This is a genomic window from Bacillus sp. P4_E1 (genome assembly GCF_056401715.1).
Map to the genome: position 1 here is coordinate 168,039 of NZ_JBFUIV010000006.1, position 24,501 is coordinate 192,539.

Annotated in this window: 27 protein-coding genes; 23 read left to right on the top strand and 4 right to left on the bottom strand. The window is 37.1% G+C overall.

The genetic code is table 11. The features are described from left to right. Positions 1 to 61: 61 nt before the first annotated feature. Positions 62 to 775, top strand: a complete 714-nt coding sequence (gene sigK / locus AC1DS7_RS10915; protein WP_000051382.1) for an RNA polymerase sporulation sigma factor SigK — start codon at positions 62 to 64, stop codon at positions 773 to 775. 291 nt (positions 776 to 1,066) lie between these two features. Continuing rightward, a complete protein-coding gene (locus AC1DS7_RS10920; RefSeq protein ID WP_002129166.1) occupies positions 1,067 to 1,855 on the top strand; it encodes a phosphatidylserine decarboxylase in 789 nt (262 codons plus the stop codon). Positions 1,856 to 2,007: 152 nt separating this feature from the next. Here AC1DS7_RS10920 and sda read toward each other — a convergent pair whose 3' ends face one another. Continuing rightward, entirely contained in the window at positions 2,008 to 2,163 is a 156-nt protein-coding gene (gene sda, locus AC1DS7_RS10925; RefSeq protein WP_002015226.1) for a sporulation histidine kinase inhibitor Sda, read from the bottom strand. Positions 2,164 to 2,409: 246 nt separating this feature from the next. Here sda and AC1DS7_RS10930 point away from each other — a divergent pair, with 246 nt between their 5' ends. The 8 genes from AC1DS7_RS10930 to AC1DS7_RS10965 all read left to right on the top strand — a co-directional run bounded on the left by AC1DS7_RS10930 (position 2,410) and on the right by AC1DS7_RS10965 (position 7,542). Continuing rightward, positions 2,410 to 2,922, top strand: coding sequence for a YqeG family HAD IIIA-type phosphatase (locus AC1DS7_RS10930; RefSeq protein ID WP_002015225.1), 513 nt, complete (start codon positions 2,410 to 2,412; stop codon positions 2,920 to 2,922). Positions 2,923 to 2,925: 3 nt separating this feature from the next. Beyond that, positions 2,926 to 4,032 (top strand): ribosome biogenesis GTPase YqeH, encoded by a 1,107-nt coding sequence (gene yqeH, locus AC1DS7_RS10935; protein WP_002015224.1) that lies wholly within the window; start codon positions 2,926 to 2,928, stop codon positions 4,030 to 4,032. A gap of 15 nt (positions 4,033 to 4,047) precedes the next feature. Next, positions 4,048 to 4,881 carry a shikimate dehydrogenase gene (aroE, locus tag AC1DS7_RS10940; protein ID WP_002015222.1) on the top strand — a complete coding sequence of 278 codons (834 nt, stop codon included), beginning with the start codon at positions 4,048 to 4,050 and terminating at the stop codon, positions 4,879 to 4,881. Positions 4,882 to 4,885: 4 nt separating this feature from the next. Continuing rightward, complete coding sequence (gene yhbY / locus AC1DS7_RS10945; RefSeq protein ID WP_002015220.1) at positions 4,886 to 5,179, top strand: ribosome assembly RNA-binding protein YhbY; 294 nt, start codon at positions 4,886 to 4,888, stop codon at positions 5,177 to 5,179. A gap of 135 nt (positions 5,180 to 5,314) precedes the next feature. Next, positions 5,315 to 5,884: a nicotinate-nucleotide adenylyltransferase gene (locus AC1DS7_RS10950; RefSeq protein WP_002015218.1), complete on the top strand. Its 570-nt coding sequence runs from the start codon at positions 5,315 to 5,317 to the stop codon at positions 5,882 to 5,884. Further along, positions 5,874 to 6,443: a bis(5'-nucleosyl)-tetraphosphatase (symmetrical) YqeK gene (gene yqeK / locus AC1DS7_RS10955; protein WP_002143180.1), complete on the top strand. Its 570-nt coding sequence runs from the start codon at positions 5,874 to 5,876 to the stop codon at positions 6,441 to 6,443. The genes AC1DS7_RS10950 and yqeK overlap by 11 nt, the downstream gene beginning before the upstream one ends. Next, positions 6,440 to 6,796, top strand: a complete 357-nt coding sequence (gene rsfS / locus AC1DS7_RS10960) for a ribosome silencing factor (RefSeq protein ID WP_000653209.1) — start codon at positions 6,440 to 6,442, stop codon at positions 6,794 to 6,796. Before yqeK ends, rsfS begins: the two co-directional genes overlap by 4 nt. After that, positions 6,793 to 7,542 (top strand): class I SAM-dependent DNA methyltransferase, encoded by a 750-nt coding sequence (locus tag AC1DS7_RS10965; protein ID WP_002088700.1) that lies wholly within the window; start codon positions 6,793 to 6,795, stop codon positions 7,540 to 7,542. The genes rsfS and AC1DS7_RS10965 overlap by 4 nt, the downstream gene beginning before the upstream one ends. Positions 7,543 to 7,714: 172 nt before the next feature. Here AC1DS7_RS10965 and comER read toward each other — a convergent pair whose 3' ends face one another. After that, positions 7,715 to 8,542 (bottom strand): late competence protein ComER, encoded by an 828-nt coding sequence (gene comER / locus AC1DS7_RS10970; RefSeq protein WP_016100601.1) that lies wholly within the window; start codon positions 8,540 to 8,542, stop codon positions 7,715 to 7,717. 77 nt (positions 8,543 to 8,619) lie between these two features. Between comER and AC1DS7_RS10975 the strand changes: the two genes are divergently transcribed. The 3 genes from AC1DS7_RS10975 (at position 8,620) to AC1DS7_RS10985 (ending at position 12,176) form a co-directional block, all read left to right on the top strand. Next, complete coding sequence (locus AC1DS7_RS10975) at positions 8,620 to 9,219, top strand: helix-hairpin-helix domain-containing protein (protein ID WP_002034076.1); 600 nt, start codon at positions 8,620 to 8,622, stop codon at positions 9,217 to 9,219. 63 nt (positions 9,220 to 9,282) lie between these two features. Beyond that, positions 9,283 to 9,840, top strand: a complete 558-nt coding sequence (locus AC1DS7_RS10980; RefSeq protein ID WP_016100602.1) for a ComE operon protein 2 — start codon at positions 9,283 to 9,285, stop codon at positions 9,838 to 9,840. A gap of 14 nt (positions 9,841 to 9,854) precedes the next feature. Further along, positions 9,855 to 12,176, top strand: a complete 2,322-nt coding sequence (locus AC1DS7_RS10985) for a DNA internalization-related competence protein ComEC/Rec2 (RefSeq protein WP_016100603.1) — start codon at positions 9,855 to 9,857, stop codon at positions 12,174 to 12,176. Between the two features lie 31 nt (positions 12,177 to 12,207). Here the strand turns inward: AC1DS7_RS10985 and AC1DS7_RS10990 are convergent, their stop codons facing one another. Then, a complete protein-coding gene (locus AC1DS7_RS10990; protein WP_000997609.1) occupies positions 12,208 to 12,342 on the bottom strand; it encodes a YqzM family protein in 135 nt (44 codons plus the stop codon). A 348-nt stretch (positions 12,343 to 12,690) separates the two neighbouring features. Between AC1DS7_RS10990 and holA the strand changes: the two genes are divergently transcribed. Beyond that, entirely contained in the window at positions 12,691 to 13,701 is a 1,011-nt protein-coding gene (gene holA, locus AC1DS7_RS10995; protein ID WP_002067332.1) for a DNA polymerase III subunit delta, read from the top strand. An 83-nt stretch (positions 13,702 to 13,784) separates the two neighbouring features. On the opposite strand, the gene rpsT is transcribed toward holA, so the two are convergent. Then, positions 13,785 to 14,042, bottom strand: a complete 258-nt coding sequence (gene rpsT, locus AC1DS7_RS11000) for a 30S ribosomal protein S20 (protein WP_002088694.1) — start codon at positions 14,040 to 14,042, stop codon at positions 13,785 to 13,787. 180 nt (positions 14,043 to 14,222) lie between these two features. Here rpsT and gpr point away from each other — a divergent pair, with 180 nt between their 5' ends. From gpr to dnaJ, 9 genes are all read left to right on the top strand, one after another. Continuing rightward, positions 14,223 to 15,326 (top strand): GPR endopeptidase, encoded by a 1,104-nt coding sequence (gene gpr, locus AC1DS7_RS11005; RefSeq protein ID WP_002088693.1) that lies wholly within the window; start codon positions 14,223 to 14,225, stop codon positions 15,324 to 15,326. Then, positions 15,326 to 15,688 carry a DUF3679 domain-containing protein gene (locus AC1DS7_RS11010; RefSeq protein WP_061689604.1) on the top strand — a complete coding sequence of 121 codons (363 nt, stop codon included), beginning with the start codon at positions 15,326 to 15,328 and terminating at the stop codon, positions 15,686 to 15,688. The genes gpr and AC1DS7_RS11010 overlap by 1 nt, the downstream gene beginning before the upstream one ends. A gap of 208 nt (positions 15,689 to 15,896) precedes the next feature. Next, positions 15,897 to 17,720 (top strand): elongation factor 4, encoded by a 1,824-nt coding sequence (gene lepA / locus AC1DS7_RS11015; RefSeq protein ID WP_002034072.1) that lies wholly within the window; start codon positions 15,897 to 15,899, stop codon positions 17,718 to 17,720. A 189-nt stretch (positions 17,721 to 17,909) separates the two neighbouring features. Further along, positions 17,910 to 18,284 (top strand): winged helix-turn-helix transcriptional regulator, encoded by a 375-nt coding sequence (locus AC1DS7_RS11020; RefSeq protein ID WP_002015203.1) that lies wholly within the window; start codon positions 17,910 to 17,912, stop codon positions 18,282 to 18,284. 51 nt (positions 18,285 to 18,335) lie between these two features. Beyond that, positions 18,336 to 19,475 (top strand): radical SAM family heme chaperone HemW, encoded by a 1,140-nt coding sequence (gene hemW / locus AC1DS7_RS11025; RefSeq protein WP_002015202.1) that lies wholly within the window; start codon positions 18,336 to 18,338, stop codon positions 19,473 to 19,475. A 133-nt stretch (positions 19,476 to 19,608) separates the two neighbouring features. After that, complete coding sequence (gene hrcA / locus AC1DS7_RS11030; RefSeq protein ID WP_002034070.1) at positions 19,609 to 20,625, top strand: heat-inducible transcriptional repressor HrcA; 1,017 nt, start codon at positions 19,609 to 19,611, stop codon at positions 20,623 to 20,625. Between the two features lie 114 nt (positions 20,626 to 20,739). After that, positions 20,740 to 21,306 (top strand): nucleotide exchange factor GrpE, encoded by a 567-nt coding sequence (gene grpE, locus AC1DS7_RS11035; protein WP_002165061.1) that lies wholly within the window; start codon positions 20,740 to 20,742, stop codon positions 21,304 to 21,306. 26 nt (positions 21,307 to 21,332) lie between these two features. Further along, positions 21,333 to 23,168 (top strand): chaperone protein DnaK, encoded by a 1,836-nt coding sequence (dnaK, locus tag AC1DS7_RS11040; RefSeq protein WP_002015198.1) that lies wholly within the window; start codon positions 21,333 to 21,335, stop codon positions 23,166 to 23,168. A 202-nt stretch (positions 23,169 to 23,370) separates the two neighbouring features. Further along, positions 23,371 to 24,477: a chaperone protein DnaJ gene (gene dnaJ / locus AC1DS7_RS11045; protein WP_002015197.1), complete on the top strand. Its 1,107-nt coding sequence runs from the start codon at positions 23,371 to 23,373 to the stop codon at positions 24,475 to 24,477. The last annotated feature ends 24 nt before the right edge of the window (positions 24,478 to 24,501 follow it).

The window sequence follows — 24,501 nt, forward strand, 5'->3', positions numbered from 1 at the left end:
CAAACAACCTCATGCCCACATACACATAGTAAAGACCACTATTTTGGCGGAGGTGAAAGGTTTGAGTCTATTCGCCGCAATTGGATATATGGTTCGAGAAGTGTTTGTATTTGTTTCTTATGTGAAGAACAATGCGTTCCCGCAGCCGTTATCATCAGATGATGAGAGAAAGTACTTAGAGTTAATGGAGCAAGGTGATGCTCAAGCGAGAAATCTTTTAATTGAACATAATTTACGGCTTGTAGCTCATATTGTTAAGAAATTCGAAAACACTGGTGAAGATGCAGAAGATTTAATTTCAATTGGTACCATTGGGCTTATTAAAGCGATTGAAAGCTATTCAGCAGGGAAAGGAACTAAGCTTGCAACATATGCAGCGCGCTGTATCGAAAATGAAATTTTGATGCATTTACGTGTGCTGAAGAAAACGAAAAAAGACGTTTCACTTCATGATCCGATTGGGCAAGATAAAGAGGGTAATGAAATATCGCTTATTGATATATTAAAATCAGAATCTGAAGATGTAATTGATATGATTCAGCTTAGTATGGAGTTAGAAAAAATTAAAGAGTATATCGATATTTTGGACGAACGAGAGAAAGAAGTAATTGTGAAGCGTTTTGGACTTGGGCTTGATAAAGAGAAAACACAGAGGGAGATTGCGAAGGCGCTCGGTATTTCAAGAAGTTACGTATCGCGAATTGAAAAGCGTGCTTTAATGAAAATGTTCCATGAATTTGTGCGGGCTGAGAAAGAGAAAAAAGCAAAAGAATAATGTGTATTGTAAGCAGCTACACTTTAAAAGTGGCTGCTTTTCTTTCGGGAAAACGGAAAGAAAACGAGCTGTTCTAAGAAGAAATACATGTTCACTGTTGAAAATGGTGGGTTCTATCTGTAATATTAGAAGGTGCTAAACAATTTAAGAATAAAAATTATACTTAGTTTTTCTTCGTGTATAACGAGACGGCTCCATTCTATATGTGGGAATAAGAACCAATTTTACATATGATATAGAGAGAAAAGAAGGGGAAACTAAAGTTATAGGCTGATTAGGAGGTTTCGTAATTTGCGACGGACATTATATCGACTTATGATCGAACTTACAAATGGTCGTTTTACTTCTTATATATTACGTAAATTTGCACAATCTCGTTTGAGCTCTATCATTATTCCATCGTATGTGAAAGTTTTTCAAATTAATCAAGATGAGATGGAAAAGGGTTTGAAGGAATATGGAACATTGCATGATTTATTTACACGTAGGCTAAAAGAAGGAAAGCGTAGTATTGATACTGATGCGTCGAGTATCGTTAGTCCTGTTGATGGTGTTTTTGCTGATCAAGGTCCTATTGAGGATACAAAAACATTCGATATAAAAGGAAAGCGTTATTCAATTGTGGATATGCTAGGTAATGAAGAGCGTGCAAAGCGATATGCAGGCGGTACATATATGGTGATTTATTTGAGTCCAAGTCATTATCATCGTATTCATAGCCCGCTTTCTGGCTCTGTGACTGAAAGATTTGTACTCGGTAGAAAATCATATCCGGTAAATGCAGCGGGTATGGAGTATGGGAAAGAACCATTGTCAAAAAATTATCGCTCTGTTACAGAAGTAAATAGTGACGGCGAACATATGGCACTTGTAAAAGTAGGTGCTATGTTTGTTAATAGTATCGAGCTCCTTCATGAAAGAAGTACTGTTCAAAAAGGTGAAGAGATGGCATACTTTACATTTGGCTCAACAGTTGTTTTATTATTTGAAAAAGATATGATTAAAGCAGTGCAGGAATTGACAAGTGGGCAAGAGCTGCGTCTTGGTGAAAAAATTGCAACCCGAGTATCTCATAAGTAAAGAAAAGGTTTTATAATATACTTATGAAGCTCTAATTAAGAAATGTGGACAAAGATGCTTAATGAAGAAATCCCCTAGATGGGAGTACTTGTTTATTCGAGAGCCATCGCAGGATGGCTCTTTTTACAGGTCAATCAGCAATCTATATGTACTCAAGAAGATTTGACGAGCTTGTCCTCTAACGAGCGTCTAATAATTTCTTGTTTTATAAGTAAAATGAAGTCGGGATTTAATTTTAGTTCTTTTGCTTTATAATAAGACTCAGTGAGTAAATCAGTAGATAACTGTTCCATATGTTTTGTTTTCAAGGTGAGTCACCTCCTAATAATATAAGGATTGATTCGTTGTTGCATTTAATGTACCAAAAAAATATGACAGTCACAAACAAGAGGTTATCCACATAACTCAGTGGATAAAATGTGAATAGATTGTTAGTAAATTCCAAATTGACTGAAAAATTAACGTGGAAAGTGTGTACAAGTTTATCCACAGGTTATCTATCGAAAAATGTTGTCGAAAAATTTTATGGAAAATCCTCAAAGAGGTGAAAGAAATTGAAGTTATTTTTACCAAATGAATATGTGAAAAATATATATCATATTCAACCAGAAGATTTGAAAAAACGTGGAATTAAAGGAGTTATTACTGATTTAGATAACACTTTAATTGAATGGGATCGTCCAAACGCAACGCCACAGCTTGAAGAGTGGTTTTTGAAAATGAAAGAAAATGATATTCAAGTAACGGTCGTTTCAAATAACAACGAGCAACGCGTTAAAGACTTCGCTGACCCATTAGGTATTCCGTTTATTCATAGTGCGCGCAAACCGTTTGTTCGCGCATTTAAGCGTGCGATACATGAGATGCACCTGCAGCCAGATGAAGTTGTAGTAATTGGAGATCAGTTACTAACGGATGTGCTCGGCGGGAATCGTGTGGGACTTCATACAATTTTAGTTGTACCGGTAGCGCAAACGGACGGATTGGTGACACGATTTAATCGAAAAATTGAACGAAGAATTATGAGAAACATGAAGAAAAAAGGCTTAATTAACTGGGAGGAATAAAGTTTGACTGAAACAATTAAATGTATTGGTTGCGGTGTAGAAATTCAAACAGAAAATAAAAATGAAGTAGGATACGCTCCTGTATCATCTTTAGAAAAAGAACAAGTAATTTGCCAACGTTGTTTTCGTTTGAAACATTATAACGAAATTCAAGATGTATCTTTAACAGATGATGATTTCCTTCGTATTTTGAACGGAATTGGACAATCAGACGCACTAGTGGTTAAAATCGTAGATATTTTCGATTTCAATGGTAGCTGGTTACCGGGCTTACATCGTTTTGTAGGGAACAATAAAGTATTACTTGTAGGGAATAAGGCTGACTTAATTCCAAAGTCAGTTAAGCATGATAAAGTAAAACATTGGATGCGCTATAGTGCAAAGCAACTTGGTTTAAAACCAGAAGATGTCTTTTTAATTAGTGCAGCTAAAGGACAAGGAATCGCTGAACTTGCTGATGCAATTGAGCATTACCGCGAAGGTAAAGATGTTTATGTTGTTGGATGTACGAATGTTGGTAAATCAACATTTATTAATCGTATGATTAAAGAGTTTAGTGATGAGACTGAGAATGTAATTACAACATCACATTTCCCAGGAACAACGCTTGATTTAATTGATATCCCATTAGACGAAACGTCATCTTTATACGATACACCAGGTATTATTAATCATCATCAAATGGCGCATTATGTTGGGAAACAAAGCTTAAAGCTTATTACACCGACTACAGAAGTTAAGCCAATGGTATTCCAATTAAATGAAGAACAAACATTATTCTTTGGTGGATTAGCACGATTTGATTATGTAAGTGGGGGCCGTCGTGCATTCACTTGTCATTTCTCAAACCGTTTAACAATCCATCGTACAAAGCTTGAAAAGGCTGATGAATTGTACGAAAAACACGCTGGAGAATTATTGAATCCACCGACACCAGAAGAATTAGAAAATATGCCTAAATTTGTGAAATATGAATTTAATATTCGTGAGCCGAAAACGGATGTTGTATTCTCTGGATTGGGCTGGGTTACTGTAAATGAATCAGGAGCGAAAATTGTTGCTCATGTACCAAAAGGAGTAAGTGTTTCATTACGTAAATCTTTAATTTAATATGGAGAGGGATTTATGAAACAATTATATGGTGTAATCGGAAATCCAATTGGACATTCATTATCACCCGTTATGCATAACGATGCATTTGAACACTTGAATATGGATGCCCATTACCATGCGTTTCTTGTAGAAGAAGAAGCGCTAGGGGAAGCAGTAAAAGGTTTGAAAGCATTAGGTATTTCAGGATTTAATGTAACGACTCCGCACAAAGTTGCAATTATGGAGTACTTGGATGAGATTGCCCCGTTAGCAAGGCAAATCGGTGCGGTAAATACAGTAGTTCATCGAGATGGAAAATTGATTGGGTATAATACAGATGGAATTGGTTTTGTTCGTGCCCTGCAGTCAATTAGTGAAGATCCACTTCAAGAGAAACGTATTTTATTAATCGGTGCAGGTGGTGCTAGCCGAGCTATTTACTTCTCGCTTGCCGATGTAGGTGTGAAAGAAATTGATATTGCTAATCGTACGAGAGATAAGGCGAAAAACCTTATCTCTGGGTGCATGGCAAATGTTAATTCGCATGCTCTATCGTTAGAATGTGCAGCAGAAAATCAAGGGGAATATGATATTATCATCCAAACAACAACGATAGGTATGCATCCACATGTTGAGTATACGCCGCTGGAAATTCGTTCATTGAAACAAGGAACGATTGTTTCTGATATTATTTATAATCCATTTGAGACGAAAATTTTAGGCGATGCGAAAGAACAAGGTGCAATAATTCAAAATGGAATCGATATGTTCGTTTATCAAGGTGCACTTGCGTTTGAAATGTGGACAGGGTGTGTGCCGAATATTGATAGAATGAAACAATTAGTAATGAGAGAGCTTGGAGGCTAATTATATGTTAACAGGAAAACAAAAAAGATTTTTACGTGCAAAGGCACATCATTTAACACCGATTTTTCAAGTTGGAAAAGGTGGCGTGAATGAAAATATGGTGAAACAAATTGGAGAAGCATTAGAAGTTCGTGAACTATTTAAAGTGAGCGTATTACAAAACTGTGAATTTGATCGTAGTGAAGTTGCAGAAGAGCTTGCACAAGGTGCACGAGCTGAAATCGTTCAAGTAATCGGAAGCACAATTGTTTTATACAAAGAATCAAGAGAAAATAAGCAGATTAAGCTTCCTCGATAAAAGATATACGTGAGTTATTTCGTAATGGACGCTTGATATGTAGAAAGCGAAACCAATTGAACTTTTATTAACAGTGGGCTCTCTTCGAATTTGTATGGGGAGAGTTGCTGTATGTAAAAGGAAGGAGCGTTTCTTTTGAGAAAAATTGGCATTATTGGTGGCACGTTTGATCCACCTCATAATGGGCATTTGTTAATTGCAAATGAAGTGTATCATGCTTTAGGGTTGGAAGAGGTATGGTTTTTGCCGAATCAAGTTCCACCGCACAAGCAAGGACGTAACATTACGAGTGTGAAAAGTCGATTAAACATGCTGCAAATAGCGATTGAGGAAGAAGCATACTTTTCAATTTGTTTAGAAGAGCTAGACAGAGAAGGCCCATCTTATACGTACGATACTATGGTACAATTAACGGAGAAGTATCCTGATGTGCAGTTTCACTTTATTATTGGCGGAGACATGGTTGAGTATTTGCCGAAGTGGTATAACATTGAAAAGTTACTTAAGCTTGTGACTTTCGTTGGAGTTGCAAGACCAGGTTATACATTACATACGCCTTATGATATCGTAAAAGTGGAAATTCCGGAGTTTGCAGTTTCTTCTTCTCTGTTACGTGAGAGATATATGACAAAGAAAACGTGCAAATATTTACTCCCCGAAAAAGTACAGGTATATATCGAGAGGAATGGGTTGTATGAATCGTGAGGAAGCACTTAGTATTGTCAAACAACAAATGCATGAAAAACGTTATATACACACGGTTGGTGTAATGGAAACAGCGATTGAACTTGCTAGGTTATATGGTGTAGATGAGAAAAAGGCAGAGACGGCTGCTATATTTCACGATTATGCAAAATGTAGAGCGATTCCAGAAATGGAAGAGATTATCAAGAGAGAAGCTTTGCCGAAGGATCTACTGCACTATAACAAAGAGTTATGGCATGCACCTGTTGGGGCATACTTAGTAGAAAAAGAAGTAGGCATTACTGATCCTGAAATTCTACAAGCTATTACATATCATACAAGTGGTCATGAAAAAATGACAATGTTAGATAAAGTTATTTATGTAGCAGATTACATTGAACCAGGACGTAAGTTTCCTGGTGTGGAAGAAGCGAGGAAACTCGCATATAAAGATATAAATCAAGCTTTACTGTTTGCTTTAAAGCGAACAATTCAATTTTTAATGGAAAAAGATCAAACGATTTATCCATTAACATTCCAAACATACAATGAAGTTATCAAGGAGGAAATTAATAAATGAAAGATAAAGAGTTATTAGTATTAGCGGCAAAAGCAGCTGATGATAAGAGAGCAGAAGATATGGTTGTACTAAATATGCAAGGTATTTCACCGATTGCAGACTATTTTATTATTTGTCACGGAAATTCAGACAAGCAAGTACAAGCAATTGCACGTGAAATTAAAGCGAAGGCACATGAGTTCGAAATTAACGTACAACGTATGGAAGGCTTTGATGAAGCACGTTGGGTTTTAGTAGACCTTGGTGATGTGGTTGCTCATGTATTCCATAAAGATGAGCGTAATCACTATAATTTAGAGCGTCTATGGGGCGATGTGCCGCGTGAAGATATTGCAGATGAGCTAGATCAATGAAATACGAACAATTTGCTTTGCTGTATGACGAACTGATGAATGATGTCCCTTATGATAAATGGGTGGAATTCACAGAGGAAAGTTTACAACAGGCATCTATGAAAGAGGCAAGAATCCTTGACGTAGCATGTGGAACTGGTAACGTAACACTTCCGCTTGTGCGAAAAGGTTATGATTTAATTGGTGTAGATCTTTCGGAAGAAATGTTAACTGTCGCGCAGCAAAAATTGGGGGGAGAAGGATATTTTATTCCTTTTTACCAACAAGACATGAGAGAGCTCGATGTTCCTGGTGAATTTGATTGTGTGACAATCTTTTGTGACTCATTAAATTACGTATTGCAAGAAGATGGAGTGCAAGAAACATTTAGAAGAGTTTTCCACCATTTACGTCAGGATGGCTTGTTTTTATTCGATGTACACTCTTTATATAAAATACATCACGTATTTCAAAATGAAACATATACAGTGAACGGCGAAGAAATATCACTTATTTGGAACTGCTTCCCTGGAGAAGAATCAGATAGTGTGGAACATGATTTGACATTCTTTGTACAAGATTCAGAAGAAGATGTGTATCATCGTTTTGACGAATGTCACGTGCAACGTGCGTATTCGGTTGAAGTGTTAACAAAATGGCTTGAAGAAGCTGGGTTTACAGTGCTTCGCGTCACAGGTGACTTTGAACGAATTGAAGTGACAGAACAAACAGAGCGCATCTTTTTTATGGCGAAGAAGAATGGATAAAAGAAAAGCAACCGATAAGGTTGCTTTTGTTTTATAGAAAAGATGTAGTTTTAGTTCTAGAAAAATAAAAAGATGATATGTGTAAAGTGTAAAAATGCTAGTTTTAGTGAAAATGTAGCATGAAAAAGATAAGTATTAATAAAAAGGGTTTGGGATTACGATGGCGTATTTATTATGTGTGTTTATCGAATTGCTGCTCAACGCATTTTAAATCTTCATCAAATTTCTCATGTGTCCGTTCGATTAATTTATGAAACATATCCCCAACGTGCTCTTCTAAAATACGAATACCTTCTCCTGTAACACCGCCTTTAACGCATACCTTTTCTTGTAAAGTAGGTAATGTGAAAATTTCTTTTTCAAGTAATTTCCCCATTCCAATGACCATTTCACTTACTAAAGTAGTGGCTTCTTCATGTGTAATATTTGTTTTATCTACAGCAGCGTTAATGAAACATTGTAATAAATAACTAAAAAAAGCAGGGCCGCAGCTTGCTATATCAGATGAAACGCGCGTTATATCTTCTTCTATAACAAGGGGAGTAGAAATGTTTTTGAATAGACGAAGTAGTTTTTGTTGCCATTCTAGAGAGCAGTTATTTCCAAATGTAAATAGTGATGCGCCGGATAAGGCGCGGTTTGTGATGCTTGGAATGATACGAGCGACGTGGCAAGGTATAAGTGTTTCTAATTGTGATGGAGATATGGGGCTTGTGATAGAAACTAAGCAATCTTCGTCTGAAAAATGGTCAGCGTATTTTTGTAGAATAGGGTATATGTCTATCGGTTTTACGCAAATGAAAATAAGCTGGGATTGTTCGATTACCTCTTGGATTGTTTTGGCTATATGAACAGAAGGGTATTTTTCTTTTATATGATATGCTTTGGCAGGCGTCCGATTAATAATAGTAAGGCACGAAGGTTTGACAGCACGGGTTTCTAAAAATGCATCGATTAGTATATTCCCCATGTTCCCTGTCCCTATAATTCCTATGTTCAATGTTTCATCCCTCCTTCGTAACAGCTTTCTCCTAAACAATATGAATGATGTTATAAATTTATGATTAGAGGTGTAAAATGATGTGGGATTTTCCAAAAAAATGGTTGGGATTAGTGGTTATTATTGGCACTTTGATTTTTCTTTTTTTCTGGAAAACGAATCAGCAAACAGAGCGATCGCTCATTACAACGGAAGTTCAAGTAAAAGATGTGGAGAAAAAAAGTAAACCGAAAGTATTGGATACAAAGGAGCAGAAAAAAATAATTATAATTGATGTGAAAGGGGCGGTTTTTAAAGAGGGTGTGTATGAAATGAAGGAAGGGGACCGGGTGAAGGAGGCGGTTGAAAAAGCTGGTGGTTTGTTGCCGGATGCAGATGTGAAGAAAGTGAATTTGGCGCAAATGGTCCAAGACCAAATGCTTCTTTATGTTCCTAACAAGAATGAGCCAGTGCAAGAAGGGGCTACTTTTTCAAAAAGCGAGGGTAAAGTGCAAATAAATACAGCTTCTAAAGAGCAACTTGAAAAAATAACAGGCATTGGTTCTCGGAAAGCGGAAAGTATTTTGAAATACCGAGAAGAACATGGTCCGTTTCAGAAAATAGAAGATTTATTAGAAATTGATGGGATTGGTGCGAAGTCTTTAGAGAAAATAAAAGATCAAATTATTATTCCATAAAAGATTGACGAAGTTTTTCTTTTTTCGCTACACTACAAGTAGACAAAAAAGAAGGTGAAAAATATGGAACGAATTTCATGGGATCAATATTTTATGACGCAAAGCCATCTACTATCTTTACGTAGTACATGTACAAGGCTTGCGGTAGGAGCGACAATCGTTCGTGATAAACGAATTATTGCTGGTGGATATAACGGTTCAATTAAAGGTGGTGTCCATTGTATAGACGATGGTTGCTATGTCATTGATAATCATTGCGTTCGTACAATTCATGCTGAAATGAATGCTTTATTGCAATGTGCGAAATTTGGTGCAAAAACAGAGGAAGCGGAAATTTATGTCACACATTTTCCTTGTTTACAGTGCTGTAAGGCGATTATTCAAAGTGGTGTTACAGCGGTTTATTATGCACAGGACTATAAAAATCATCCGTATGCCGTAGAGTTATTTGAACAAGCGAGTGTAACAGTAAAGCACGTTCCGCTAGAATACGATATTACATCGCTAGAGGAACAAGAGCGTCATTTACAGCTAAAGGAATTATTCGTAGCTTTAGAAAAAGATAATTTATCAATGGAAGAATTACAGCGTGTATTCACTAAAGCGAAAATGATGCTATAAGGAGTGAGTATGAGTTGAATGGGCAATGGGGCTATGTTGCAATCTCATTTATAATTGGGATTGCAATTACCTTTTCCGAATCGCATTTGTTGGCTGCTTGTTGTTTCGTTTGTTATGTTTTATTTTGTTTATATCGTACTTCGCGTAAAACCTTCATATTTTGTATAATAGCGTGTTTTAGTGGCGTTATGTACACCACGTATGTTCAGAGTCTAAATAAGCCGCTAGGGGAGTCCTATGAAGTTACACGAGGGGTAGTGCAAAATACACCTCTAATTAATGGGGATCGTCTCTCTTTTCAAATTGAAGATCAGAATAAAAACTTAGTGCAGTTAAATTATAAAATACAATCTGCTTCGGAAAAGAAGCAGTTGCAACAATTACATGCAGGTATATCGTGTACATTTAAAGGGGAGGTGAAAGAACCACAAACTGCCCGGAATTTTCATGTTTTTGATTATCGTAATTATTTATATCAGCAAAAAATACATTTTATATTTGATGTGACATACATTTCTGAATGTCAAAAAACATCGTTGTCACTCGTGCAATGGATTTTCCTTCTCAGGCAACAAACAATCTCGAAAGTTACAGAAATGTTCCCGGAACAATCAGGTGCATTTATGAACGCATTATTATTTGGAGATCGACAACAAATGACGTTTGAAGTAGAAGAGCAATATCAACAATTTGGTCTTATACATTTGTTAGCAATTTCAGGATCGCATATCGTATTATTAATGGTTATAATGTATTTTGTTTTGCTAAGAAGTGGTGTGACGAAAGAGATAGCAACAGTATGCCTTATAGTTTGCATTCCTCTGTATATGATCATAGCTGGGGCGTCGCCATCTGTTGTGAGGGCTTCTATAACAGGAGTTTTATTATTGGTAGCTTTCATATGCTCTGTTCGCTTATCTAGTCTAGACGCCTTAAGTATAACGGCTATATGTATGCTTATATACGATCCGTATCTTATTTTCAACATTGGATTTCAATTCTCATTTGTAGGTAGTTTTTCTTTACTACTATCTGCGCCGATATTATTAGGGCGTAGTAATGGGATAGTTCGAAATTCTATTTACATTTCTATAATTTCACAGCTCGCTAGTACCCCCATCTTGTTATATCATTTTGGTTATTTTTCTCCTTATAGCATTTTCCTCAATCTTATATATGTTCCTTTTCTATCCATTATTGTATTGCCATGTAGCATCATTATTCTTATATGTATGCCGGTTATTCCATTTTTCGCAAAAGGAATTGCATATGTACTTTCACTATGTTTAACCATTTCTAATGATTTTCTAAGTTACTGTGAAAGTTTCCCTTTCATCCGACTTGCTTTTGGTCAAACTCCTTTATTTCTTGTGGCTATATATTGTTTTAGTATCGTTAGTATATTTGTGATTTGGGAAAGGGTAATAACGAAAAAAATTTTGTGCATAGTTGTGGGTGTGTTTCTTTTTATTAGTACTTGTCATTATGTATATCCATATTTTCGCGAAAGTGGGAGTGTTACATTTCTTGATGTTGGACAGGGAGATGCGATATTAATTCGTCTTCCATACGATAAAGAGGTTTATCTTATTGATACAGGAGGAGCCCTTTCTGTCAAGAAGGAAGCGTGGCAACAGAAAAAGCATGAATTTTCTGTTGGGCATGATATTCTTGTTCCTTTTTTACAAAAAGAAGGTATAAAAACGATTGATAAATTAATTGTAACGCACGGAGATGCGGATCATATAGGTGCTGCGCTGGATTTGCTGTCATCTATTATTGTAAAAGAAGTTGTATTTGGGAGAAAGGAACAAGATGCTGTATTGGAAAAAGTGGTGAAGAAAAAGGCGTTAGAAAAGAGCGTGAAGATAAGTGTAGTAGGAGAAGGGGAAGGTTGGAGGGTAAATGAAGCGGAATTTTTCGTATTAGCTCCAAAGGGGAAAGAAAAGGGAGAAAATGACTCTTCGATTGTACTATGGGCCAGACTAGGGGGACTAACATGGCTATTTACGGGTGATCTAGAAGAAGAAGGAGAAAAGTTTATAGTATCAACATATCCTGATTTGCGGGCTAATATTTTAAAAGTTGCCCACCATGGGAGTAAAACATCGTCTGCAGACTCGTTTTTAAGCCTTGTACAGCCTGCTGTAGCGATTATTTCTGTGGGGGAGCGTAATAGGTATGGGCACCCGCATAAGGAAGTTATAGAGCGTTTTAAAAAGATGGGTATTGATATATGGCGTACGGATAAGCAAGGTGCTATTTCCTATGTTTTTAATGGAGAAAAAGGAACCTTTCAAAGTAAAATCACATATGATGAAACACATAGAAGATGAAAAAAAGAAGACTGCCGTTAAGCAGCAGCCTTTAAGAACCGATGAATTTAATAACAGTTGCAATAATGAAAAGTGTTGCGAAAAAACCAAATGAGACGATAAATCCTACCCCTGAATCAATAGCGTCATTGCGTTTACTTTGAACGTTTTGTTCAAAATCATTCATTTAGAATCCCTCCCCAACATTCCATTTTAGTATAAAATATTGTCAGAAAAAAATCTACAATTTCCATATGAAGTGAAATAGAGTATTTGTATACTTTTTCTAGTTAGTTAAGTAGCGTGAATTTTTCATTTCCAATCATGTTAACAGTTGGCACTTATACTAAGATTATTATTGTAAATAATAAAGGGAAGGTGATTACCGCACACCAATAAGAAATCCGGGGCTTATTGCGTGGCGTTTTATATAAATAAAGGGGCGGGTTATAAAGGCCGTCCCTTTGTACTTGTAAAACAAAAGCTAGGGCATTAGTATAAATATATATTGCCAAGTTAGGGAGTAGGAAAAAATATGAGTGATATACATAAAAAGATTAAAAAGAAACAGTTCGCTCCGTTGTATGTACTGTATGGAACGGAAGCCTATTTTATAAATGAAACGATAAAGCTTATTACAACGTACGCGCTTGAAGAGGAAGATCGAGAGTTTAATGTTGTGACATACGATTTGGAAGAAGCGTATTTAGAAGATGTAGTTGAGGATGCGCATACGCTTCCTTTTTTTGGAGAGCGTAAAGTTATATTAATAAAATCACCACTATTTTTAACGGCACAAAAAGAAAAATTAGAACAAAATATAAAAATTTTAGAAGAATATATTGGGGAGCCCTCTCCTTTTTCTATTCTTGTTTTTGTTGCGCCTTATGAAAAATTAGACGAACGAAAAAAAATTACAAAACTATTAAAGAAAACAGCGGATGTAATAGAAGCAAATGCGATGCAAGTGCAGGATGTTCAGAAGTGGATTGTTTCTCGTGCGGATGAGGTGCATGTGCATATTGATAATGCAGCTGTTAGTTTATTGTTAGAGCTTGTGGGAAGTAATGTAACAATGTTGGCGAAGGAAATGGACAAGTTAACGTTATACGTCGGTATGGGCGGAGAAATTACGCCAAAACTTGTCACGGAACTTGTGCCGAAATCTGTTGAGCAAAACGTGTTTGCTTTAACAGAAAAAGTGGTGAAAAAAGATATCGCTGGTGCGATGCAAATTTTAGACGGATTATTTACACAGCAGGAAGAACCGATTAAACTGCTCGCTTTATTAGTAAGTCAGTTCCGCTTGCTACATCAAGTGAAAGAGTTGCAACAGCGTGGTTACGGACAAAATCAAATCGCGTCCCATATTGGTGTACATCCGTACCGGGTAAAGTTGGCGATGAATCAAACCAAGTTTTTCTCTTTTGAAGAATTAAAAAAAGTTATTATAGAATTGGCGGAAGCTGATTATAGTATGAAGACTGGAAAGATGGATAAGAAACTTGTGCTTGAGTTTTTCTTAATGCGGTTAAATCATATGTAGTGACACAAAAAAGTTCACGTACTTAGTACGTGAACTTTTTGTGTATATAAAAAACGATCCGAATGGATCGTTTTTTAAACGCCTTACGCGTTTACTTGTTTCGCTAAGCGAGATTTTTGACGAGCTGCAGCGTTTTGGTGGATAAGACCTTTACGAGCTGCTTTGTCAAGTTTTTTAGAAGCAGTTTTGAAAGCTTCTTTAGCATTTTCAAGATCGTTATTAGTAACTAAAGTTTCTACAGTTTTAACAGCAGTACGCATGTCAGACTTGATAGAAGCGTTATGTGAACGACGCTCTTCGCTAAGTTTAGCGCGTTTGATAGCAGATTTGATGTTTGCCATACTTTTCACCTCCCTGGTGCAATCGAATGACTCGATTCTTACATAGAACAAGTGATATTTTATCAAACGGTGAAGAGAATTGCAATAGTATATCAATGAAATTTCACGTAAAGGAAAGAATGACCTAATATAACTTGGGGAAATCTAACGATATTTACTATGAATTACGGAGGAGATACGATGAAAGAACCATTAGATTTAAGTAAATATAGTGTTAGAACTGACCTTGCTGTAGAGGCGCACCAAATGCTACAAGAGCGCCAAGAAGAACAAAAAGGGATACAGGGAGTTATTGTAAAAGAGAGGGAAGAAGAGGGAGTTACAATTACAAAAGTAACTATTGATGAAATTGCATCTGAGTCGATGGGGAAAAAACCTGGAAGTTATTTAACTCTTGAGGTGCAAGGTATACGACAACAAGATACGGAACTTCAGCAAAAGGTAGAGCGTATTTTTGCAAAAGAATTTTCTTATTTCTTAGAAGAGGTTGGAGTTTCAAAAGAAGCGAGTTGTTTAATCGTAGGTCTTGGGAATTGGAATGTAACGCCGGATGCACTCGGACCGATAGTTGTAGAGAACGTATTGGTGACGAGACATTTGTTTAAATTGCAGCCTGAAAGTGTGGAAGAAGGGTTTAGACCTGTTAGTGCCATTCGTCCAGGGGTAATGGGAATTACAGGGATTGAAACGAGCGATGTCATTTACGGCATTATTGAGAAGACAAAACCAGACTTTGTCATCGCAATTGATGCATTAGCTGCGCGTTCTATTGAACGAGTAAATAGTACGATACAAATTTCTGATACAGGAATTCATCCAGGATCTGGTGTTGGGAATAAGCGTAAGGAACTAAGTAAAGAAACATTAGGTATTCCTGTTATCGCAATTGGTGTGCCAACTGTGGTAGATGCTGTTTCGATTACGAGTGATACAATTGATTTTATTTTGAAACATTTTGGCCGGGAACTGAAAGAAGGAAACAAACCGTCACGCTCTTTATTGCCAGCAGGTTTTACATTTGGAGAAAAGAAAAAATTAACAGAAGAAGATATGCCAGATGAAAAGAGTCGAAATATGTTTTTAGGAGCTATTGGTACGTTAGAAGAAGAAGAGAAGAGAAAGTTAATTTATGAAGTGTTATCTCCTCTTGGTCATAATTTAATGGTAACTCCAAAAGAAGTAGATGCGTTTATTGAGGATATGGCAAATGTAATAGCCAGCGGTTTAAATGCAGCGCTGCATCATCAGATTGATCAGGATAATACAGGGGCATATACACATTGATGGAAAGAGGCAGAAATAGCTTGAGTCAATTTACGCTGTTATGTATATGCGGTACAGTCTTATGTTTGCTTATGATGATAGCTGGAGTGGGACTCGCTAATCATGGTCTAAAAAGTATGAAGGGATATCGTCAGCTGTCATATGAACAAATTGCTCATATGACAGGAACAGAAGGCGCTGGGGCTGAACCCGGAATTTCGGGAGAGACGTTTTCGGCTATTGAAAAACAAAAACAGTTAGAAAGCTTAAGAAGTTTTAATGTTGTAGAAGGTATCGGTATGGCGATAGCAAGTGTTGCTCGTGATATGACAAAGTTTGGAACGGATATAGTTGTTGGGGCAATAAAAGGAATTTTTAGTTAAGGGTAGCGGGAAGGATGGTTGTCTTATGTTTGTAAGAGAGCTGTCTTTTAATTTGAAAAAGGTTTGTCTCTTATGGTTTGTTCGCATAAGATATAGATAGAGTGATTTGTATTGTAAGCAGCACGAGTTTTCATTGAATCTTTGCTGCTCTATTGATATAATCAGTGCTAGTGTATATTGGCGAGACTATTAGGAGTTGAGAACATAGATGAATAAAGAAGAAAGAGCAAAAAGACAGTCCAAAATTCGTAACTTCTCCATCATTGCTCACATTGACCACGGGAAATCAACGTTGGCAGACCGTATTTTGGAGAAAACAAACGCGTTGGCACAGCGCGAAATGAAGGCGCAATTGCTTGACTCTATGGAGTTGGAGCGTGAGCGTGGTATTACAATTAAATTAAATGCAGTACAACTAACGTATAAAGCGAAAGACGGTGAAGAGTATATTCTTCACTTAATCGATACTCCAGGACACGTCGATTTTACGTACGAAGTATCTCGTAGTTTAGCGGCTTGTGAAGGTGCAATTCTTGTAGTGGATGCAGCGCAAGGAATTGAGGCGCAAACATTAGCGAACGTATATTTAGCGCTTGATAATAATTTAGAAATCTTACCAGTTATTAATAAAATCGACTTACCAAGTGCAGACCCAGAACGCGTACGTCAAGAGGTAGAAGATGTAATTGGTTTAGATGCATCGGAAGCTGTACTTGCTTCAGCGAAAGCTGGCATTGGTATTGAAGATATTTTAGAACAAATCGTTGAAAAGGTACCAGCTCCAACAGGTGATTCAGAAGAGCCGTTACAATGTATGATTTTCGATTCTTTATATGATCCGTACCGTGGTGTAATTGCATATATCCGTGTTGTAAATGGAACGGTAAAAGTTGGCGATAAAGTACGTATGATGGCAACTGGAAAAGAATTTGAAGTAACAGAAGTAGGTGTGTTTACACCGAAAACGACGCAACGTGACGAGTTAACAGTAGGTGATGTAGGTTTCTTAGCGGCATCTATTAAAAACGTAGGTGATACACGCGTAGGTGATACGATCACACATGCGAAACGTCCGGCTGCAGAGCCGTTAAAAGGGTATCGAAAATTAAACCCAATGGTATTCTGTGGTTTATATCCAATCGATTCTGCACGTTATAACGACTTACGTGATGCGTTAGAAAAACTAGAATTGAATGATTCTGCTCTTGAATTTGAGCCTGAAACATCTCAAGCTTTAGGTTTTGGTTTCCGTTGTGGTTTCTTAGGGCTTCTTCACATGGAGATTATTCAAGAACGTATTGAACGTGAATTCAAGATTGACTTAATTACAACAGCGCCAAGTGTTATTTATAAAGTGTATTTAACAAACGGTGAAGATTTTATTGTTGATAATCCATCTAATATGCCAGATCCACAGACTATCGATCGTGTAGAAGAGCCGTTTGTGAAGGCTGCAATTATGGTTCCGAATGACTATGTTGGAGCTGTAATGGAAATTTGCCAAGGGAAACGTGGAACGTTTATTGATATGCAATATTTAGATGAAACACGTGTTACATTGACATATGAAATCCCGTTATCAGAAATCGTATATGATTTCTTCGATCAATTGAAATCAAATACGAAAGGATATGCATCATTTGACTACGAGTTAATTGGTTATAAACCATCTAAACTTGTGAAAATGGATATTCTTTTAAATAATGAACAAGTGGATGCTTTATCATTTATTGTACATCGTGATTCAGCGTATGACCGTGGTAAAGTAATTGTAGAGAAATTAAAGAAATTAATTCCAAGACAACAGTTTGAAGTGCCAATTCAGGCGACTATCGGAAATAAAGTTGTATCTCGTTCTACAATTAAGGCGATGCGTAAAAACGTACTTGCAAAATGTTACGGTGGTGACATTTCTCGTAAGCGTAAACTTCTTGATAAGCAAAAAGAAGGTAAAAAACGTATGAAGTCTGTTGGTTCTGTAGAAGTGCCGCAAGAAGCATTCATGGCTGTACTGAAAATGGATGATAACTAATGGAGTGAACTATAATTAGTGGAGATTTTTCTATTCTTCGCTAATTATTAGCCCGCACCAATCGTGATAAAAGTAGAAGCCGTTCGTTCGGCTTCTTTTTTATATGCTACTTTTTAGACATCTTATCATCTCTCATTTACAATAGTGAGAGAGCTTTTTAGTGATTGATATAGAGTTAGGAGACTATTAATGTCCGAAAATATTCGAAAAGATATTCGAGAGAAAATACAAAAAGGTAATTTTAATTGCGAAAAGGAACTGACGCTTTCTATAATTAGTGGGAAGTGGAAAGTTGTGATATTGTGGCACTTAGGTGTGGAAGGTCCGCATCGTTTTAGTGAATTGCAACGTCTGTTCCCGAGCATTTCTCATAAAGTGTTGTCAAATCAATTGAAAGAGTTAATGGAGGACGGGATTGTTGATCGAACGGTATACCCGGAAATTCCTCCGCGTGTTGAGTACTATATGACGGAATTAGGTATGTCGCTTTTACCGATCGTTGAAATGATGTATGATTGGGGAAAAATGCGAATGGAACAAATCCGTAATACAGTAGAGAAGTAAAGAATCCTCCGGAGTGCGGAGGTTTTCTTTTTAGAAAGGTAGGAGTTATATTTGGTACAAGCTGCATATATTCATATTCCATTTTGTCAGCATATTTGTCACTATTGTGATTTTAATAAAGTATTTATTGAACGCCAACCGGTTGATCAATACTTACAATATTTAGAGAAAGAAATAATAAATACGGTTCAAAAAGTACCGTTTGAAAGTATGAAAACGATTTTTGTTGGCGGAGGAACTCCGACAGCTTTAAATATGGAGCAAACAAAAAAACTACTCGACATCATTAACCGCCGTTTACGTCCATTTGCGCCGAATTGTGAATTAACATTTGAAGCGAATCCAGGTGATTTACCGAAAGAGAAGTTGAACGTATTGCTAGAAGGTGGAGTAAACCGAATTAGTTTTGGTGTGCAAACGTTTCGTGATGAGCTACTTGAGAAGATTGGACGCAGGCATACGAGAGAAGATGCATTCGTAGCAATTCGAGAAGCGCAGGAAGTCGGTTTTACAAATATTAATGTAGATTTAATTTATGCTCTGCCAGGACAGACGATAGAAGATGTAAAGGAAACATTAGACATTGCCTTTACGCTTGGTGTACAACATTTCTCGGCATATTCATTAATTGTGGAACCGAAAACCGTATTTTATAACTTAATGAATAAAGGGAAATTAAGACTTCCAGGTGAAGACCATGAAGCGAAAATGTACGAAATGGTAATGGATGAAATGGAGAAACATGGTTATAACCAGTATGAGATTAGTAACTTCTCAAAAGGTAATAATGAAAGTAGACATAATCTCACATACTGGAATAATGAAGAGTATTATGGATTTGGAGCTGGAGCGCATAGCTATGTGAACGGGGAACGAATTCAAAATGTAGGTCCGCTCAAGCAATATTTCACTAAAATTGATGAGACAGGATTTCCATATTTAGATGTTCACCCAGTGACAGAGAAAGAAAAAATGGAAGAAGAGTTGTTCTTAGGACTTCGAAAAACAAAAGGTGTTTCTAAGTTAGAATTCCAAAAGAAATTTAATGTGGAGATGGACCATGTTTTTGCAAAGCAGTTACAAAGTAATCAAGAGCAAGGATTACTTGAAAACAGAGATGGACATGTTTGTTTAACGAGGAAAGGGAAGCTATTAGGGAATGAAGTATTCCAGTCATTTTTGATTGATTAATTAAATGTGCCATAAGCGCGAAAATTTTTTGTTATTTCGTGACGTTTCCGTTGACAATTGAATGTCAATTTTGGTAAGTTATTAATAGATTTAGCACTCGAAGACAAAGAGTGCTAACAGAGGTGATGATGAGATGCTTACGGAACGTCAGCTCTTAATTTTACAAACAATTGTTGATGACTTTATTGGATCAGCGCAACCAGTTGGTTCGAGGACGTTGGCTAAGAAAGATGAAATTACGTTTAGTCCAGCTACTATTCGAAATGAAATGGCTGATTTAGAAGAATTAGGATTTATTGAAAAAACGCATAGTTCTTCTGGGCGTGTTCCTTCTGAAAAAGGATACCGATTTTATGTAGACCATCTTTTAGCGCCGCAAAACTTACCGACCGATGAAATTGTACAAATTAAAGATTTATTTGCTGAAAGAATTTTTGAAGCAGAAAAAATTGCACAACAATCAGCTCAAATTTTATCAGAGCTTACGAATTATACGGCCATTGTTCTTGGTCCCAAATTGAGCACAAATAAACTTAAAAATGTACAAATTGTACCGCTTGATCGTCAAACAGCAGTCGCTATTATTGTAACAGATACAGGGCATGTGCAAAGTAAAACGATTACCGTTCCGGAATCTGTTGATTTATCAGATTTAGAAAAAATGGTTAATATTTTAAATGAAAAGCTATCTGGTATACCTATGGCAGAACTTCATAATAAAATCTTTAAAGAGATTGTTACAGTCTTGCGTGGGTATGTTCATAATTACGATAGTGCAATAAAAATGTTAGATGGTACATTTCAAGTCCCTTTATCGGAAAAGATATACTTTGGAGGAAAAGCAAATATGCTTTCGCAACCAGAGTTCCATGACATTCACAAAGTAAGATCTTTGCTGACGATGATCGATAATGAGGCTGCGTTTTATGACATTTTGCGTCATAAACAAGTCGGAATTCAAGTGAAAATTGGTAGAGAAAATTCTTCTACGGCAATGGAGGATTGCAGTTTGATTTCTGCAACGTATTCGATTGGAGAAGAGCAACTTGGAACAATTGCAATTTTAGGTCCGACGAGAATGCAATACTCTCGTGTAATTAGTTTACTGCAGTTATTTACAAGACAATTTACAGACGGACTTAAAAAGTAAATGAGAGTAATACATTCGCTCAAGTGATGAAATTTTCATTGCTGTGTGTAATATATAATGCTTAGGTAATCATGCTAAGCATGATACCTAATACCTTTTAAGGAGGTGAAAATTGTGGAAGAGCGTAACGAACAAGTGGTAGAAGAAGTGAAAGAAGCGCAAGTTGAAGAAGCTGTCACGCCAGAAAACAGTGAAAAAACTGTAGAAGAAAAAAGTGAGGCTGCTCTTTTACAAGAAAAAGTAGATGAGTTACAAGCGAAACTAACGGAAACGGAAGGTCGCACATTACGTCTACAAGCTGATTTTGAAAATTATAAGCGCCGTGTCCAAATGGATAAACAGGCTGCTGATAAATATAGAGCACAAAGTCTAGTTTCAGATATTTTGCCAGCTCTTGATAATTTTGAAAGAGCGATGCAAGTGGAAGCGACTGACGAGCAAACGCAATCCTTGTTACAAGGTATGGAAATGGTGCATCGTCAATTGCTAGAAGCGTTGACTAAGGAAGGTGTTGAAGCGATTGAAGCTGTTGGTAAACAGTTTGATCCGAATGAACACCAAGCTATTATGCAAGTGGAAGACAGTGAATTTGAATCAAACGCGGTAGTTGAAGAATTCCAAAAAGGTTATAAACTAAAAGACCGTGTGATTCGCCCATCAATGGTAAAAGTAAATCAATAATTTACATAAAAGTAGGAGGATTCGCCATGAGTAAAATTATCGGTATTGACTTAGGTACAACAAACTCTTGTGTAGCTGTTATGGAAGGTGGAGAACCAAAGGTTATCCCAAATCCAGAAGGAAATCGTACAACACCTTCTGTTGTAGCTTTCAAAAATGAAGAGCGTCAAGTTGGGGAAGTTGCGAAGCGTCAAGCAATTACAAACCCAAATACAATCATGTCTGTTAAACGTCATATGGGTACAGACTACAAAGTAGAAGTTGAAGGTAAAGATTTTACACCTCAAGAAATTTCTGCAATCATTTTACAAAACTTAAAAGCTTCTGCTGAAGCATACTTAGGTGAAACAGTAACGAAAGCTGTTATTACAGTACCTGCATACTTCAACGATGCAGAGCGTCAAGCAACGAAAGATGCTGGTCGTATCGCTGGTTTAGAAGTTGAGCGTATCATTAACGAACCAACAGCCGCAGCACTTGCTTACGGTTTAGAAAAACAAGATGAAGAGCAAAAAATCTTAGTATATGACTTAGGTGGCGGTACATTTGATGTATCTATCCTTGAGTTAGCAGACGGCACATTCGAAGTTATTTCAACTGCTGGTGACAACCGTCTTGGTGGAGATGACTTTGACCAAGTTATCATCGATCATTTAGTAGCTGAATTCAAAAAAGAAAATAGCATTGATTTAAGCCAAGATAAAATGGCACTTCAACGTCTGAAAGATGCAGCTGAAAAAGCGAAGAAAGATCTTTCTGGTGTAACACAAACACAAATTTCATTACCATTCATTAGTGCTGGAGCTGCTGGCCCATTACACTTAGAATTAACGTTAACAAGAGCTAAATTCGAAGAAATTTCAGCTGGTCTTGTTGAAAGAACATTAGAGCCAACTCGTCGTGCATTAAAAGACGCTGGTTTTGCTCCAAGCGAATTAGATAAAGTTATCCTTGTTGGTGGATCTACTCGTATCCCAGCTGTACAAGAAGCAATTAAACGTGAAACTGGTAAAGAGCCATACAAAGGTGTAAACCCAGATGAAGTTGTAGCATTAGGTGCTGCAGTTCAAGGTGGCGTACTTACTGGTGATGTAGAGGGCGTTCTATTATTAGACGTAACTCCACTTTCTTTAGGTATCGAAACTATGGGCGGTGTGTTCACGAAACTAATCGAGCGTAACACTACAATTCCGACAAGTAAGTCACAAGTATTCTCAACAGCTGCTGATAACCAACCAGCGGTAGACATTCACGTACTACAAGGTGAGCGTCCAATGTCAGCTGACAACAAAACGTTAGGTCGTTTCCAATTAACAGACCTTCCGCCAGCACCACGTGGAATTCCACAAATCGAAGTAACATTCGATATTGATGCGAACGGTATCGTTAACGTACGTGCAAAAGACTTAGGTACAAGCAAAGAGCAAACTATTACAATCCAATCTTCTTCAGGTCTTTCTGATGAAGAAGTAGATCGTATGGTACAAGAAGCTGAATCAAATGCTGATGCTGACCAAAAACGTAAGGAAGAAGTTGAACTTCGTAACGAAGCTGACCAACTTGTATTCCAAACAGACAAAGTTGTAAAAGATTTAGAAGGTAAAGTAGATGCAGCTGAAGTAGCGAAAGCAACGGAAGCGAAAGAAGCATTACAAGCGGCAATCGAGAAAAACGAACTTGAAGAAATCCGTGTGAAAAAAGATGCTCTTCAAGAAATCGTACAACAATTAACTGTTAAATTATACGAGCAAGCTCAAGCGGCTGCAGGGCAAGCAGAAGGTGCACAAGGAGCACAAGACGCTGGCGCGAAAAAAGATAATGTAGTAGACGCTGAGTTTGAAGAAGTAAAAGAAGACAAGTAATACAGTGAAATAAAATAAGTAAGATGACAAAAAGTCAAAGTCAAGCGTGCCTTGGCTTTGGCTTTTTTCACGAATAAGAAGAAATGTGTGAGGATCTTAAGTTTTTTATTTTGCATACTGTAAGTGAGGAAACTTTGTTGCAAAGCACTTTCTTTCGGTGTTAAAATTACGTTTATGTGAAAGATTCGGGGGTTGTAAATTTATGAATAAACGAGACTATTATGAGGTCCTTGGACTTAGCCAGGGCGCTTCAAAAGATGAAATTAAAAAAGCGTATCGTCGTTTGGCTAAAAAGTACCATCCAGACGTAAGTAAAGAAGAAAATGCAATTGAAAAGTTTAAAGAAGTACAAGAAGCATACGAAGTATTAAGTGACGATCAAAAACGCGCGCAGTATGATCAATTTGGTCACGCGGGTCCGAATCAAGGTTTCGGTGGCGGAGGAGACTTCGGCGGTGGCTTCGGTTTCGAAGATATCTTTAGTTCATTCTTTGGCGGTGGCGGCGGAAGACGTCGTGATCCAAATGCTCCACGTCAAGGTGCTGATTTACAATATCAAGTTACTTTAGAGTTTGAAGAAGCTATTTTTGGTAAAGAATTAAACGTTGAGATTCCAGTGGAGGATCCATGTGATACTTGTAAGGGTAGTGGAGCAAAACCAGGGACTTCAAAAGAAACATGTAAACATTGTTCAGGATCAGGGCAAGTAAGTGTAGAACAAAATACACCATTTGGGCGTATTGTAAACCGTCAAGCTTGTGGACATTGTTCAGGAACAGGTCAAATGATTAAAGAGAAATGTACGACATGCCATGGTTCTGGTAAAGTTCGTAAACGTAAAAAAATCAATGTTAAAATTCCAGCGGGTATCGATAATGGTCAACAAATTCGTGTATCTGGAAAAGGTGAAGCAGGCGTAAATGGCGGACCGGCAGGTGACTTATATGTTGTTGTTCATGTGAGAAATCATGAATTCTTTGAACGCGAAGGGGATCACATTATTTGCGAAATGCCAATAACATTTGCGCAAATGGCACTTGGTGCGGAAGTAGAAGTTCCTACCGTTCATGGCAAAGTGAAGCTGAAAATTCCAGCAGGAACACAAACAGGAACAGAATTCCGCTTAAAAGGAAAAGGTGCTCCGAACGTACGTGGATATGGTCAAGGAGATCAATATGTAGTCGTTCGTGTTGTTGTGCCGACGAAATTAACTTCACATCAAAAAGATTTATTGCGTGAATTTGCAGGGCAAGAAGAGCAGGATGATAGCTTATTCAGAAAGCTTAAACGTGCTTTTAAAGGGGAATAATGGAAATAAAAAATGGAGTTGGTA

Excerpts from the sequence above, each read along its gene's own strand:
- aroE (WP_002015222.1), top strand. The coding sequence starts at position 4,048 with ATGAAACAATTATATGGTGTAATCGGAAATCCAATTGGACATTCATTA.
- yhbY (WP_002015220.1), top strand. The coding sequence starts at position 4,886 with ATGTTAACAGGAAAACAAAAAAGATTTTTACGTGCAAAGGCACATCAT.
- yqeK (WP_002143180.1), top strand. The coding sequence starts at position 5,874 with ATGAATCGTGAGGAAGCACTTAGTATTGTCAAACAACAAATGCATGAA.
- rsfS (WP_000653209.1), top strand. The coding sequence starts at position 6,440 with ATGAAAGATAAAGAGTTATTAGTATTAGCGGCAAAAGCAGCTGATGAT.
- AC1DS7_RS10965 (WP_002088700.1), top strand. The coding sequence starts at position 6,793 with ATGAAATACGAACAATTTGCTTTGCTGTATGACGAACTGATGAATGAT.
- AC1DS7_RS10975 (WP_002034076.1), top strand. The coding sequence starts at position 8,620 with ATGATGTGGGATTTTCCAAAAAAATGGTTGGGATTAGTGGTTATTATT.
- AC1DS7_RS10980 (WP_016100602.1), top strand. The coding sequence starts at position 9,283 with ATGGAACGAATTTCATGGGATCAATATTTTATGACGCAAAGCCATCTA.
- AC1DS7_RS10990 (WP_000997609.1), bottom strand. The coding sequence starts at position 12,342 with ATGAATGATTTTGAACAAAACGTTCAAAGTAAACGCAATGACGCTATT.
- holA (WP_002067332.1), top strand. The coding sequence starts at position 12,691 with ATGAGTGATATACATAAAAAGATTAAAAAGAAACAGTTCGCTCCGTTG.
- rpsT (WP_002088694.1), bottom strand. The coding sequence starts at position 14,042 with ATGGCAAACATCAAATCTGCTATCAAACGCGCTAAACTTAGCGAAGAG.
- gpr (WP_002088693.1), top strand. The coding sequence starts at position 14,223 with ATGAAAGAACCATTAGATTTAAGTAAATATAGTGTTAGAACTGACCTT.
- AC1DS7_RS11010 (WP_061689604.1), top strand. The coding sequence starts at position 15,326 with ATGGAAAGAGGCAGAAATAGCTTGAGTCAATTTACGCTGTTATGTATA.
- lepA (WP_002034072.1), top strand. The coding sequence starts at position 15,897 with ATGAATAAAGAAGAAAGAGCAAAAAGACAGTCCAAAATTCGTAACTTC.
- AC1DS7_RS11020 (WP_002015203.1), top strand. The coding sequence starts at position 17,910 with ATGTCCGAAAATATTCGAAAAGATATTCGAGAGAAAATACAAAAAGGT.
- hrcA (WP_002034070.1), top strand. The coding sequence starts at position 19,609 with ATGCTTACGGAACGTCAGCTCTTAATTTTACAAACAATTGTTGATGAC.
- dnaK (WP_002015198.1), top strand. The coding sequence starts at position 21,333 with ATGAGTAAAATTATCGGTATTGACTTAGGTACAACAAACTCTTGTGTA.
- dnaJ (WP_002015197.1), top strand. The coding sequence starts at position 23,371 with ATGAATAAACGAGACTATTATGAGGTCCTTGGACTTAGCCAGGGCGCT.